This window comes from Pseudomonas sp. SJZ074, assembly GCF_007828215.1.
Classification (GTDB): Bacteria; Pseudomonadota; Gammaproteobacteria; order Pseudomonadales; family Pseudomonadaceae; genus Aquipseudomonas.
Genome location: NZ_VIUE01000016.1, coordinates 46,837 through 59,196 on the forward strand (window position 1 = coordinate 46,837; position 12,360 = coordinate 59,196).

The window sequence follows — 12,360 nt, forward strand, 5'->3', positions numbered from 1 at the left end:
GGAGCGAGCCTGTTACCGGCGCGGGGGCTTCCTATTACATACGGGAAAACATATATTCGCTTTTTCGCATATGAGTTCAGACAACATGACGATCAAAGTGGGCATCAATGGTTTTGGCCGGATCGGTCGTCTCGCGATGCGGGCTGCCTGGCATTGGCCCGAATTCGAGTTTGTACAGGTCAACGACCCGGCCGGTGATGCGGCCACCCATGCGCATCTGTTGAACTTCGACTCCGTGCACGGCCGCTGGAACCATCAGGCCGACGCAGACGGCGACGACATCGTCATCGAGGCCAAGCGGATCAAGGTGACGGCCAACAAGACCATTGTCGAAACCGACTGGTCCGCCTGCGATCTGGTGATCGAGGCCAGCGGCAAGATGAAGAGCGTCGCCGTGCTTCAGGCATACCTCGACCAAGGCGTGAAACGTGTGGTGGTGAGCGCGCCGGTAAAGGAAAAGGGCGCGCTGAACATCGTCATGGGGGTCAATCACCACCTGTTCAAACCCGCCGAGCACCCCATTGTCACCGCCGCGTCCTGCACCACCAACTGCCTGGCCCCGGTGGTCAAGGTCATCCACGAAAAACTCGGCGTCCGCCACGGCTCGATCACCACCATCCATGACCTGACCAACACCCAGAGCTTGCTCGATCAACCTCACAAGGATCTGCGCCGTGCCCGCGCTTGCGGTATGAGCCTGATCCCCACCAGCACCGGCTCGGCCACCGCCATCGCGGAAATCTTCCCCGAGTTGCGTGGGCGCCTGAACGGCCACGCCGTGCGGGTGCCGCTGGCCAATGCGTCGCTGACCGATTGTGTCTTCGAAGTCGAGCGAGCCACCACTGTCGAAGAAGTGAATCAATGGCTCAAGGACGCCGCCGAGAACGAATTGAAAGGCATCCTCGGTTTCGAAGAGCGCCCCCTGGTGTCCATCGACTACCGGACCGACCCAAGGTCATCCATCATCGATGCGTTGTCGACCCTGGTCGTCAACGGTACCCAGGTCAAGCTCTATGCCTGGTACGACAATGAGTGGGGCTATGCCAACCGCACCGTCGAGCTGGCGCGGATGGTCGGTCTGGCCGGGCATCCATGAGGACATTGGCGGCCCTTGCGCCAGAAGTGCGGCAATACCTGCTCGTCACGGGTAACTACTGGGCGTTCACCCTCACCGACGGTGCCTTGCGCATGTTGGTGGTGCTGCACTTTCACGCGTTGGGCTACAGCCCGCTGCAGATCGCCGCGTTGTTCCTGTTCTACGAACTGTTCGGCGTCATCACCAACCTGGTGGGTGGCTATCTGGGGGCCCGGCTCGGTTTGAACCGCACCATGAACATCGGCCTGGGGATGCAGGTCGTAGCCTTGCTCATGTTGACGGTGCCGGCCGTGTGGCTGAGCGTTCCCTGGGTCATGGCGGCCCAGGCCCTGTCCGGGATCGCCAAGGACCTGAACAAGATGAGTGCCAAAAGCACCCTCAAGCTTCTGGTCCCCGACGGTCAACAGGGCACGCTCTATCGGTGGGTGGCGATGCTCACCGGCTCGAAAAATGCCCTCAAGGGCTTAGGATTTTTCCTCGGCGGCGCCTTGTTGGCGACGCTGGGATTCAGGGGCGCGCTGCTGACAATGGCGAGTGCGTTGGGGCTGATCTGGATCGGCAGTCTGATCCTGCTGAAGAGGGACCTGGGCAAGGCGAAAGCCAAGCCCAGGTTCCGCGACTTGCTGTCCAAGAGTCGGGCGATCAACCTTCTGTCGGCGGCACGGCTGTTCCTGTTCGGCGCCCGTGACGTCTGGTTCGTGGTGGCCTTGCCGGTGTACCTGAGCAGCGCCTTCGGCTGGGACTTCTGGAAGGTCGGCGGTTTCCTCGCCGCCTGGGTGATCGGCTACGGCCTCGTGCAGTCATGCGCGCCCTACATCACCGGCAAAAAACGTGGGCATGTACCGGACGGCCGCGGCGCGTTCCTCTGGGCGCTGGCACTGGCGGGGCTGCCAATGGCTATTGCGCTGGGCCTGGGCACCGGGCTGTCGCACCAGATGGTGCTGCTCGGCGGACTGGCGGTGTTCGGTGGGTTGTTCGCGGTGAATTCGTCCTTGCACAGCTACCTGATCGTGTCCTATGCCAAGGAGGACGGTGTGTCGCTGGACGTGGGCTTTTACTACATGTCCAACGCCATGGGCCGGTTGATCGGCACGCTGCTTTCCGGTTGGGTCTATCAGGTTCAGGGGCTGGAAGCATGCCTATGGATTTCCAGCGGCTTTGTCTTGCTCGCCGCAGTGATCTCCAGGGCATTGCCCCGTCACGCGGGTCATTGATCAAAGGTGCGATCGGTTTTCCAGCACAGAAAACACCGCCATGCCCGCCAGCATGGCCAAGGTGAAGACAACGACCTGCCAATGTCCGGTCAGCAGGGTAGTCACGGCGGGGCCCGGGCAGATGCCCGCGATGCCCCAGCCGACGCCGAACACCAGGCTGCCGCCGATCAGGCGCCGGTCGAGTTCGCGCTTGACCGGTAACTGCATCATGGCTCCCAGCAGCGAGCGCGATTGCCGGCTCGCCCAGGCCAGCGGTCCGATGGCAACGCCAATCGCCCCGATCATCACCAAGGCCAGTGACGGGTCCCAGGCGCCGCTCAAATCGAGGAAAGCCAACACCTTGGTCGGGTTGGTCATGCCCGCCAGCAGCAAGCCGATGCCAAACAGCAGACCGGCCATGAACGCAGTCAGTTTGCGCATGTTCAAGCTCCCAACCCATGGCGCAGCACAAATACCGTCGCGAAGCCGCAGACCATGAAACACGCCGTGGCGACCATCGAGCGCGGCGAGAGCCGTGAAATGCCGCACACGCCGTGGCCACTGGTGCAACCCGAGCCGTAGCGGGTGCCGATACCGACCAGCAAACCTGCAACAACCAGCCCGATCCCGCTGGTCTGGAATTCAATCCGTGGCACGAAGGCGAACAAACCCCATACAAGCGGAGCAACGAGCAACCCCAGGAGAAACAGCACCTTCTCGCTTGCACCCTCGCGGCTGCGTTGCAACAGGCCGCCAATCAACCCGCTGACCCCGGCAATGCGCCCATTGGCGACCACGAACAGGCTGGCCGCCAGGCCGATTAATGCACCGCCTGCAAGGGATGACCAAGGTGTGAAATTCAGCCAGTCGATGCTCATCAAGCTTCTCCGCTCATGGATTCCAGGCAAGCGTAGTGTACGCGAGCCTTGCCATTCGTCAGTTCTCTAGTGAACCCATTCTTGACAACCTCCTGATCGGGACGAATACTCGGCGCATATTCATATATATGACTAGATAATAAGGTGAATAAAGTCGATGAAAGCCCTTCCCAGCGATGTTCGCTTGCCGCTTTATCAACGTCTGCGAGACCAGTTGGCCGAGCAGATCGCCAATAATCGCTGGCGTCCGGGAGAAGCGATTCCCACTGAAGCGGCACTTTCGGCGGAATACCAATTGTCTACCGGTACCGTGCGCAAGGCGGTCGATGCGTTGGTAAGCGAGGGCATCCTCGAACGTCAGCAAGGGCGCGGTACTTTCATTCGCCGGCCTCAGTTCCAGTCTTCGTTGTTCCGCTTCTTCCGGTTTCAAAGCGCGTCGGGAGAACGTCGGGTTCCAGAGAGTCGCATTTTGTCCATCGAGCCGGTGGCTGCGCCATCGGCGGTGGCGCAGGCGCTGGGATTACCCGTCGATGCGCCGGTGATCCGCATCGTTCGTGTGCGTCTGCTGGAGGTCGAGCCGGTGCTTGCCGAAGAGATCTGGTTGCCACGTGGTCGCTTTCAACCGTTGCTCGACATCGACCTGAGCCAGAAAGGGCCGCTGCTTTATCCCATCTACGAAGAAACCTGCGGCCAGGTGGTCGCCTATGCCGAAGAAACCCTCACTGCCGAATCGGTGAATGACGTTCACGCGCGGTTGCTGCAAGTGCCGGTCAACAGCCCGGTCGTGGTGATCGAGCGTCTGGCGCGGGACTACGCCGGCAACCCGCTGGAGTGGCGACGCTCTCGCGGGCATGCCGAGCATTTCCGCTACAGCGTGGAAATCCGTTGACCCTGCCGGATTAGCGGGGCACCCGGCGGCGCGTCGTTCGCCGCAGCTTTTACCGTTGTGTTTGCCATTACTGGCCCTGTAGCGGCGCGGTTCGCTCTCGGCTGCCTTTCGTTCTGCTTATAAGGATAAAAATCATGTTCAGCTGGTATCGCCAAGTCACTGCGCGGGAGCGCAAAACGTTCTGGGCCTGTTTCGGCGGATGGTCACTCGACGCACTGGAAGTGCAGATGTTCGGCCTGGCGATACCGGCGCTGATCGCTGCGTTTGCCTTGTCCAAGGGCGATGCGGGGTTGATCAGCGGCGTGACCCTGGTGACCTCGGCCCTCGGTGGCTGGGTCGGCGGCACGTTGTCGGACCGCTACGGTCGGGTGCGCACGCTGCAATGGATGATTCTCTGGTTCTCGTTTTTCACCTTTCTGTCCGCGTTCGTCACTGGGTTTCACCAACTGTTGGTCGTCAAGGCGTTGCAGGGCTTCGGCATTGGTGGCGAGTGGGCCGCTGGTGCGGTGCTGATGGCCGAAACCATCAATCCCAAGTACCGCGGTAAGGTCATGGGCACGGTACAAAGCGCCTGGGCGGTGGGTTGGGGGCTGGCGGTCGGGGTCTTCACGCTGATCTACTCGTTCGTGCCCCAGGATACGGCTTGGCGGGTGATGTTCATTGTCGGCCTGTTGCCGTCGTTCCTGATCATTTGGGTCCGACGCAATGTCGAGGAACCGGACAGTTTTCAGCGTCTGCAAAAAGAACAGGCCATCGCGCAGAGTTTCTTCAAGTCTCTGGCAGGCATCTTTCGCCCTGAACTGATCCGCGTGACGCTGCTCGGTGGGTTGCTGGGGCTGGGCGCCCATGGCGGTTATCACGCGGTGATGACCTGGCTGCCGACCTTCCTCAAGACCGAACGCAACCTGTCGGTACTCAACTCCGGCGGCTATCTGGCGGTCATCATCTTCGCCTTCTGGTGTGGCTGCGTGGTCAGCGGCTTGTTGATCGATCGCATTGGTCGTCGCAAGAACATCGTGCTGTTCGCGTTGTGTTGCGTCGTGACCGTACAGTGCTATGTGTTCCTGCCACTGACCAACACGCAGATGCTGTTCCTGGGGTTCCCGCTCGGCTTCTTTGCCGCCGGCATTCCTGCGAGCCTTGGCGCATTGTTCAACGAGTTGTACCCGGCGGATGTGCGCGGCGCCGGCGTGGGCTTCTGCTACAACTTCGGTCGGGTGCTTTCGGCGGTGTTTCCTTTCCTGGTCGGCCACATGAGCGATTCGATGTCCCTGGGATCAGCCATTGGCATTGACGCGGGGATTGCCTACGGCGTAGCAGTGCTCGCGGCACTGTGTCTTCCGGAAACCCGCGGGCGCAGCCTTGAAGCCGCCATGGCGCCGGCAAATGCCACGCTCGACGGTAACGAGCGTGCCCATGCCTGAGACGTTTTTTACGCCGATCACCGGCATCGACTCCCATGCCCATGTGTTCAGCCGTGGGCTGGAGTTGACCTCCGAGCGGCGCTATACACCTGACTATGATGCGACGCTCGACCAATACCTGCACCACTTGCAAGCCCATGGCCTGAGCCATGGCGTCCTGGTGCAGCCAAGCTTTCTCGGCACGGATAACAACTATTTGCTGGCAGCGCTCCAGCAGGCACCGCGGCAATTGCGTGGGGTCGTGGTACTGGAGCCAGACGCCAGCCGTACCGAGATGGATCGCATGGCTCGCCTGGGCGTGGTTGGCGTTCGTCTGAATCTGATGGGCAAGGACCTGCCTGATTTTCGCGACGCAGCCTGGCAGGGCTTCTTCGGCCACTTGGCTGAGCTGGACTGGCATGTCGAGTTGCACCGCAGCGTGGAGGATCTGCCAGGACTGATTCGCCACCTGCTGCCGTTTGGCATCAGGCTGGTGGTCGATCATTTCGGGCGCCCGGACTCCCGTTTGGGTATCGAGCAAGCGGGTTTTACCGAGTTGCTGGCGCTGGGCTCGAGCGGACAAGTATGGATGAAGGTGTCCGGTATTTACCGATTGGCAGGGACGGATCAGCAGAACCTCGAGTTCGCCCGAGCCTCGTTGGCCTTGCTGGAGCGCAGCTTCGGCCCGCGCCGGCTGGTATGGGGCAGTGATTGGCCGCATACGCAACATGAACCCACCATTGGGTTCGAGACGGTGATGGAGCAGTTGCAGGCATTGGACTGTTCGGCGTCGCTGAGGCGAGCACTGATGCTGCAAGCGCCTCAAGAACTGTTCGGTTTTTGAGCGCCAGGGGCTGGGGTATCCAGTCAATCTGAACTCGTACGACGAATAGGGATCTAGACTCCATTGTTCCTGTATGCAAGATACCCCACCTGACTTCAGAGTGCGTTATTCGAGCCGGCACCGCCGGCACGGGCATACGCATGGGGCGATGGACAGCAAGGGCGCTTAGCCAGGTGGATTGAGGATCGCTGATGTCAAACGTTGAAGAACTTCCCAGGGAAACGCTGGTGCCAAGCGAGTATGAAAGCCTGGTCTCGATGGGGGTAAATGCGCTCGAGGCCATTCCCGGCGCGGTGTACCTGTGCGACCGCGACGGTTGGCTCGTCAGGTACAACAGTGAGGCGGCTGAATTGTGGGGGCGCAAGCCGGAGCTCGGCGTGAACGGCGATCGCTTCTGTGGTTCCCATCGGTTGTTCTTGAGCGATGGTACGCCTTTGGCGTTTGAGGACTGCCCGACCGCCTCGGCGCTCAGCACGGGGGATGTGACGCGCAACCAGGAAATCGTCATCCAGCGCCCGGACGGGTCGCGGTTCGTGGCACTCATGAACATCCGGGCCTTGAGGGATCGGCGAGGTGTCATTCAAGGGGCGATCAATTGCTTCCAGGACATTTCTGCACAACACGCCATGGCCGAGGAGCTTCGGCGCAAGAGCGCCGACCTTGAAGATTTCTTCGAAAACAGCGCCGTGGGCCTGCATATCGTCAGTGGCGAGGGCGTCATCCTGCGCGCCAACAAGGCCGAACTGGCCCTGCTGGGTTACTCGGAAGAGGAATACATCGGTCGCCATATCACCGAGTTTCATGTCGATGAACCGGTCATTGGCGACATTCTCAATAAACTGGGCAGCGGTGATTGCCTGGAGAGCTATCCGGCGCGCTTACGAGCCAAGGACGGCTCCATCAAACATGTTTCGATTACTTCCAATGGGCGGTTCGAGGAGGGGAAACTCTTCAACACCCGCTGTTTCACCATCGACATGACTTGTGTTCATACCGCCGAGGCGGCGCGCCAGGAGAGCGACGACAGGCTTTCGGCCACCTACGAGGCGGCGACCATCGGCATTGCCGAGGCCGACGAGGACGGTCGCCTGCTGCGGGTAAACGATGCCCTTTGCCGTATGCTGGGCCGTACTCGCGAACAACTGCTGGCAATGACCTTCCTGGACTATACCCACCCGGACAGTGTCGGGCAGGACGCGGCCCTGTACGCACGGCAGGTTGCCGGCGAACTGGACCATTACGTGCTGCGCAAGCGCGCGTTCAAGCTCGATGGCGAGATCGTCTACCTCGACATCCACAGCTCGTCGGTACGCGATGCCGACGGCGAGTTCCGCTATGGCGTGCGGGTGTTGCAGGACGTCACCCTTGCGCAGCGCATGGAAAACCAGGTTCGCGAGAGCGAGCGGCAACTGCGCAATGTGCTCGAAGCAATGCCCGCTGCGGTCTACACCACTGATGCAGAAGGCCGCATCACCTTCTATAACCGTGCGGCTATCGAGCTGTCGGGACGCACGCCCGAATTGGGCGATATGTGGTGCGTGACCTGGAAGCTGTTCAACACCGACGGAAGTCCGCTTCCCCATGACCAATGCCCCATGGCGGTGGCGTTGAAGGAAAACCGGGCCATTCGAGGTGCCGAGGCTATTGCCGAACGGCCGGATGGAACCCGTGTGCCGTTCAATCCCTATCCCACGCCCCTGCATGACGCCGATGGCAACGTCGTGGGCGCGATCAACATGCTGGTGGACATTACCGAGCGCAAGCAGGCGGAAAACCGCCAGAAGACGTTGATCGACGAACTCAATCACCGGGTCAAGAACACCTTGGCCACGGTGCAATCCCTGGCGGCCCAGACTGCGCGCAACGCCGAGGATGCAAAAGATGGCTATCGGCGGTTCGAAGCCCGGTTGCTGGCGCTGTCGCGGGCCCATGACCTGTTGACGAAGCGGCACTGGGAAAATACACCCCTGGACGCCCTGGCCAAGGAAGTGCTGATGCCGGTCTTCGGGCTCGAGCCCGATCGCATCACGATCGAAGGCGCGACCATCGACGTCGGCACCCGGGTGGCGCTCAACCTCACGATGACCCTCAACGAACTGGCGATCAACGCGCTCAAGTATGGCTCGATGTCCGTCGAGACGGGCACGCTTTCGGTGACCTGGGAGCTGTTGCCCCAGCCAAACGGCACTTTGTTGACCCTGGATTGGCGGGAGCAGGGCGGACCGCCCGTCGCTCGACCGGAGCGGGAAGGGCTGGGGTCACGGTTGATGAAGCGCTGCATCGAGCGCGACCTGGGCGGCCAGTTCGACCTGACCTTCGCCCCGGAGGGTGTTTGCTGCCGCTTCTCGTTTCTGATCGGAGTCTAGGCATGCCTCCATTCGCTGGCGTCAGGGTGCTCGTCGTCGAAGACGAAGGCGCGATTGCCATGTTGATCGAGGAAATGCTGGAGGATTTCGGCTGCGAAGTAGTGGCTTCGGTGGCCCGGCTCGCAACGGCGCAGGATCAGGCAAGTACAGCACTCGTCGACCTGGCTATCCTGGACGTCAACCTGGCCGGCGAGCGGGTTTTTCCGGTGGCCGAGGTCCTGCGCAATCGTGGCATTGCGTTCTTGTTCAGCACCGGATACGGCGCCAGCGGAGTGCCCGGTGAGTTTGCCGGGTACCCGGTTCTGCACAAGCCGTTTTCGGAAAGCGAGTTGCTGCAGCGGATGACCCAGGCATTGAGGCATCGAGCGTCGACGTCGGCTTGATTCCCTTCCGTAAGCTGATCCACCGCTATCGCGAGCAGGGGATTGGTGGTGGACGCTGCTTCTGTGAACACCTCGGAAAACTGTGGGAGCGAGCCTGCTCGCGATAGCGGCGGCACATTCAATCAAGCCGCGACCGGGTAATGACAGGCTGATCAACCATGCTGTCGATGCGCTAATATCCGCGCTCACTTCCCGTACCTTGGACTTTCCCTCCATGAAATTGCACTTGCTTGCCGCCAGCTTGTTCCTCGCCTGTACCCTGACTCACGCCGCCGAGCCAAAGTCTCTTCCAAAGCCTCTGGAGGAACAGGTCGGGCATCTGGTCGCGCTCCTCAAGGACAGCTACGCCACCGGCTACCCCGAAGCGACGCTGGTGCAGACGCTGGGTACCGGGGAGGATAGCGAAGTAACGCTCGCAGTGTTCACCATCGAAGGTTTCGGCATGGGCAACAATTACAGCCAATACCTGGCGGCCTTTACCCCTGAAGAAAACGAAGAAGGCCAGCAGCACTACAGCTTGCTGGACGTGATTCGCATCGGTGGGGACAGCTGGCGTTCGATCGATAAACTGAATGCCAAACTGGTCAGCGATCCGGCGGGGGAGCAAACGTTGATCGATATTCCAGTCATGGAGAATACCGACGACGATGCGCCGAATTTTCCTAGCCGGGCGGCCACCATTCACCTGTCGCTGGACGGGTCGCAGTCGCTGCGGTTGGTGGAGTTGAAGTAGGGGCGGTGTTCATGGGCCAGGTTCGTGGGAACGGACGGCGTAGGCGCCATGGGTTCGCGGATGGCAGCTTGCAGCGGATTTGGCCGAAAATGTCACGCAGGTCGCCGACTGGTTGGAAAACACCACGAAAGATATGAGTGAGCCTGCTCGCGAAGATTATCCATTGAATATCGATGCAATCTAATCCGCCGCCATCGCGAACAGGCTCGCTCCTGCAGTATTGATGGCGGCTGAACATCCTTCCGCTTGTCCGCACTGTCATGTCTGACAGTAGAGTAGTCGTTGTGCTTGCTCTAGATTTTGAACAACGAATAAAGCGTGTCATGAGTGTTCAAGACTCATAGGGTTACATGACTTAAAAGAACTGGACGTCCGCTGTTGGTCTCGATAAGCATGGATCGGGTCGTTGGAGTGTGCACCGTTTTATGGGCCGCTTGATTTGCAAGGGAGTGAGGAAACTCACGATTGCGTAATTGACGAGGGCCGATTCATGAAAACTTTTTTCCAATTGTTTGGATTTGCGCTGTTTGCTGCCTGTTATCAGGCAAATGCCCAATGGGTCGCGGGTGATGCGGAAAACTCATTGGCCGAGGGCAGTGCGACACTGACGGCTATTCGTAATCAATATGCCAATGTGGCTGAGAATTGTGGCACAAATAACAGACCGGCATTTCTTTGCAGTGGCGTGACCTTAAGAGTGACAAAAAAATCCACCCAGTATAGGTCTTGGGACCCGAGCCCTTTGTCGCAACAGCGAGGAGGTGTTGCGTTTTCCTATTTGAGGGCGGATGCCAAATTCCAGACATTTGCCTGGGGTTTTAATAATGGTTATGTGCTTTATCCTAAATTCATGGCGCCTGCCAATAAACTTTCCCTCGGGGTTATTTGTTCATTTCCAATGGATTCGTGGGATTGGCATCGCGATGCCCTGTGTGGCCGAATCACATTGGAAGAAAACAAGCACTACGAAGCCAGCCGACCCTGTCAGTCACAAGGCATAGTCAATTCGGATCAGTGGGCCAGTCACTGGAATCAATCGGTCGCCAGTAATCCCCACATGGATGCGTGTGGGTTTGATGTGGCAAGCGGTACCGCCAACGGTGCTGTGTTCTTCTATGAATCACTCAAAGCCAAACAAAAGATCAATGGTTTCTATGAGTGGAATGAGATGCAGGTGACTACCTGGCCCCAGAGCAGTGCGGGCACGCTGCCGGTCCAGGCGTTCTTTTATTCTGATCCTGCCGGTCTGCCAGATGCGCGAACTAATCAGAAGGAGTTCTATACCGATAGCGGAGGCATCGTCGTTCCGATTATCAAAGTCAGTCTTCCAACTTCGGTGGACCAGGATGTTACCTTCGACTTCTCTACCCAAGATCAAGAAGTCATGGCGGGAGAAGGAACCGTCCCGTCTTCATCGGAGCAACCCTGGATTGTCAATCCGCAGGAGGGCGCTACCGTTGCGACACCCTTCAGGATTTCAGGTAAAAGTGCCGCGGGCGCAACTATTGATGTATGCCTGGAAGGCGGGGGGTATTGTTTTGGTTCGCCAGTGGTTGCCGATGGTAATGGATACTGGTTTATCGATGGCGCCCAATTAAGCTCGGGAACTTATAGATTTACGGCGAGGCAGAGATTGAATGGTCAAGTGTCGAGCTGGGCGGTTAATCGAACTATCACGGTTCCCTGAGTGCTTGGAGCAAAGACTGTAGATTCATCTCCAGTTGGCGAGGGTTCGCCAGTGTGAGCGTTAAACGGGCAGGCAGGAGAATGGTGATGAGACTTTACATGCTGGTTTTATTGTTTGTAATCCAGGTTTCTTATGGTGACGTGGAGGGGGGGCCATGTGAACAATATATTGCTTCCGCAACTTGGACCCTGCGTGACGATCCCGGGACCCATAAACAAGAATGGAGTTTATCTGTCATACCGACTGAATGTGGCAGAGGGGTAAACTCGAATTGGACTAATGCCGAATATGCTGAGCTTGTTCAGAAATATGGCAATGATTGGCAATGGAAAAATAATGATGGGGGAGGGATGCGTCGTCAGTTGGTATGTCATCTGTTCATCGCCCGAGGCAAGGTGCCGTGGAATCTGGAGCCCTACCGGCCCGATGTGTCACATGAAGAGTCGATTCAGAATGGTTGTAACAATGGTTTGCCAGCGTTCTCAGGACCCCCATTGATTTCAAGCCCGACGGAGGGCGACACTGTGGCGGTACCCTTCATCATTTCGGGGAAAAGCGCAGCGGGCGCGATGGTGGATGTATGCCTTGAGGGCGGAGGCTACTGTTTTGGCAATCCAACCGCGGATGGCAACGGAGACTGGCGTATAGAGGGCGCTCAGTTAGGCTCGGGTTCTTATAGGATGACAGCGCGACAAACCCTGGGAGGGCAGGTGTCGAAGTGGGCCGATTACCGGACGTTCACCGTCCCTTGAATGTCGGCAAAGGTTTCGCCCTCGAGTCGCTTTCAGAACGCGTTTTGTCGTCCATGTGCAATTGCCAGTTCCCGGGAGTGGCAAGCTGTAAAGATGCCCCGGATCAGGCGCGCCAAGACGCCTGACCGGAGAGCGA

At 59.1% G+C, this 12,360-nt stretch carries 12 protein-coding genes; 10 read left to right on the forward strand and 2 right to left on the reverse strand.

Annotation, left to right across the window (positions count from 1 at the left end):
- Positions 1–85 precede the first annotated feature (85 nt).
- Together FBX99_RS17175 and arsJ are read left to right on the forward strand one after the other, a co-directional pair.
- A complete protein-coding gene (locus FBX99_RS17175; protein ID WP_144929693.1) occupies positions 86–1,096 on the forward strand; it encodes an ArsJ-associated glyceraldehyde-3-phosphate dehydrogenase in 1,011 nt (336 codons plus the stop codon).
- On the forward strand, positions 1,093–2,310 hold the full coding sequence (gene arsJ / locus FBX99_RS17180) for an organoarsenical effux MFS transporter ArsJ (RefSeq protein ID WP_144929694.1): 1,218 nt from the start codon (positions 1,093–1,095) through the stop codon (positions 2,308–2,310). Before FBX99_RS17175 ends, arsJ begins: the two co-directional genes overlap by 4 nt.
- On the opposite strand, the gene FBX99_RS17185 is transcribed toward arsJ, so the two are convergent.
- Positions 2,311–2,730 carry a DUF6691 family protein gene (locus FBX99_RS17185; RefSeq protein WP_144929695.1) on the reverse strand — a complete coding sequence of 140 codons (420 nt, stop codon included), beginning with the start codon at positions 2,728–2,730 and terminating at the stop codon, positions 2,311–2,313. It lies immediately after the preceding gene.
- A gap of 2 nt (positions 2,731–2,732) precedes the next feature.
- Positions 2,733–3,167, reverse strand: a complete 435-nt coding sequence (locus FBX99_RS17190; RefSeq protein WP_144929696.1) for a YeeE/YedE family protein — start codon at positions 3,165–3,167, stop codon at positions 2,733–2,735.
- A 157-nt stretch (positions 3,168–3,324) separates the two neighbouring features.
- Here FBX99_RS17190 and FBX99_RS17195 point away from each other — a divergent pair, with 157 nt between their 5' ends.
- The 8 genes from FBX99_RS17195 (at position 3,325) to FBX99_RS17230 (ending at position 12,224) form a co-directional block, all read left to right on the forward strand.
- Positions 3,325–4,056 (forward strand): GntR family transcriptional regulator, encoded by a 732-nt coding sequence (locus FBX99_RS17195; RefSeq protein ID WP_144929697.1) that lies wholly within the window; start codon positions 3,325–3,327, stop codon positions 4,054–4,056.
- Positions 4,057–4,190: 134 nt separating this feature from the next.
- Positions 4,191–5,480, forward strand: coding sequence for an MFS transporter (locus tag FBX99_RS17200; RefSeq protein WP_144929698.1), 1,290 nt, complete (start codon positions 4,191–4,193; stop codon positions 5,478–5,480).
- The gene (locus tag FBX99_RS17205; RefSeq protein ID WP_145132274.1) at positions 5,473–6,303 is read left to right on the forward strand and encodes an amidohydrolase; all 831 of its coding nucleotides are present in this window, start codon (positions 5,473–5,475) and stop codon (positions 6,301–6,303) included. The genes FBX99_RS17200 and FBX99_RS17205 overlap by 8 nt, the downstream gene beginning before the upstream one ends.
- Positions 6,304–6,494: 191 nt before the next feature.
- On the forward strand, positions 6,495–8,669 hold the full coding sequence (locus tag FBX99_RS17210; RefSeq protein WP_145132277.1) for a PAS domain S-box protein: 2,175 nt from the start codon (positions 6,495–6,497) through the stop codon (positions 8,667–8,669).
- Positions 8,670–8,671: 2 nt separating this feature from the next.
- Positions 8,672–9,052, forward strand: a complete 381-nt coding sequence (locus tag FBX99_RS17215; RefSeq protein ID WP_144929701.1) for a response regulator — start codon at positions 8,672–8,674, stop codon at positions 9,050–9,052.
- Positions 9,053–9,266: 214 nt separating this feature from the next.
- Positions 9,267–9,785 (forward strand): hypothetical protein, encoded by a 519-nt coding sequence (locus tag FBX99_RS17220; RefSeq protein ID WP_145132279.1) that lies wholly within the window; start codon positions 9,267–9,269, stop codon positions 9,783–9,785.
- 490 nt (positions 9,786–10,275) lie between these two features.
- A complete protein-coding gene (locus FBX99_RS17225) occupies positions 10,276–11,472 on the forward strand; it encodes a halovibrin HvnC (RefSeq protein WP_145132281.1) in 1,197 nt (398 codons plus the stop codon).
- Positions 11,473–11,558: 86 nt separating this feature from the next.
- The gene (locus FBX99_RS17230; protein ID WP_178111981.1) at positions 11,559–12,224 is read left to right on the forward strand and encodes a DUF2599 domain-containing protein; all 666 of its coding nucleotides are present in this window, start codon (positions 11,559–11,561) and stop codon (positions 12,222–12,224) included.
- Positions 12,225–12,360: the final 136 nt, after the last annotated feature.

What these genes read in the sequence shown, in the direction of transcription:
- FBX99_RS17230 (WP_178111981.1), top strand. Translation starts at nt 11,559, where the DNA reads ATGAGACTTTACATGCTGGTTTTATTGTTTGTAATCCAGGTTTCTTAT.
- FBX99_RS17220 (WP_145132279.1), top strand. Translation starts at nt 9,267, where the DNA reads ATGAAATTGCACTTGCTTGCCGCCAGCTTGTTCCTCGCCTGTACCCTG.
- FBX99_RS17175 (WP_144929693.1), top strand. Translation starts at nt 86, where the DNA reads ATGACGATCAAAGTGGGCATCAATGGTTTTGGCCGGATCGGTCGTCTC.
- FBX99_RS17185 (WP_144929695.1), bottom strand. Translation starts at nt 2,730, where the DNA reads ATGCGCAAACTGACTGCGTTCATGGCCGGTCTGCTGTTTGGCATCGGC.
- FBX99_RS17195 (WP_144929697.1), top strand. Translation starts at nt 3,325, where the DNA reads ATGAAAGCCCTTCCCAGCGATGTTCGCTTGCCGCTTTATCAACGTCTG.
- FBX99_RS17205 (WP_145132274.1), top strand. Translation starts at nt 5,473, where the DNA reads ATGCCTGAGACGTTTTTTACGCCGATCACCGGCATCGACTCCCATGCC.
- arsJ (WP_144929694.1), top strand. Translation starts at nt 1,093, where the DNA reads ATGAGGACATTGGCGGCCCTTGCGCCAGAAGTGCGGCAATACCTGCTC.
- FBX99_RS17215 (WP_144929701.1), top strand. Translation starts at nt 8,672, where the DNA reads ATGCCTCCATTCGCTGGCGTCAGGGTGCTCGTCGTCGAAGACGAAGGC.
- FBX99_RS17225 (WP_145132281.1), top strand. Translation starts at nt 10,276, where the DNA reads ATGAAAACTTTTTTCCAATTGTTTGGATTTGCGCTGTTTGCTGCCTGT.
- FBX99_RS17190 (WP_144929696.1), bottom strand. Translation starts at nt 3,167, where the DNA reads ATGAGCATCGACTGGCTGAATTTCACACCTTGGTCATCCCTTGCAGGC.
- FBX99_RS17200 (WP_144929698.1), top strand. Translation starts at nt 4,191, where the DNA reads ATGTTCAGCTGGTATCGCCAAGTCACTGCGCGGGAGCGCAAAACGTTC.
- FBX99_RS17210 (WP_145132277.1), top strand. Translation starts at nt 6,495, where the DNA reads ATGTCAAACGTTGAAGAACTTCCCAGGGAAACGCTGGTGCCAAGCGAG.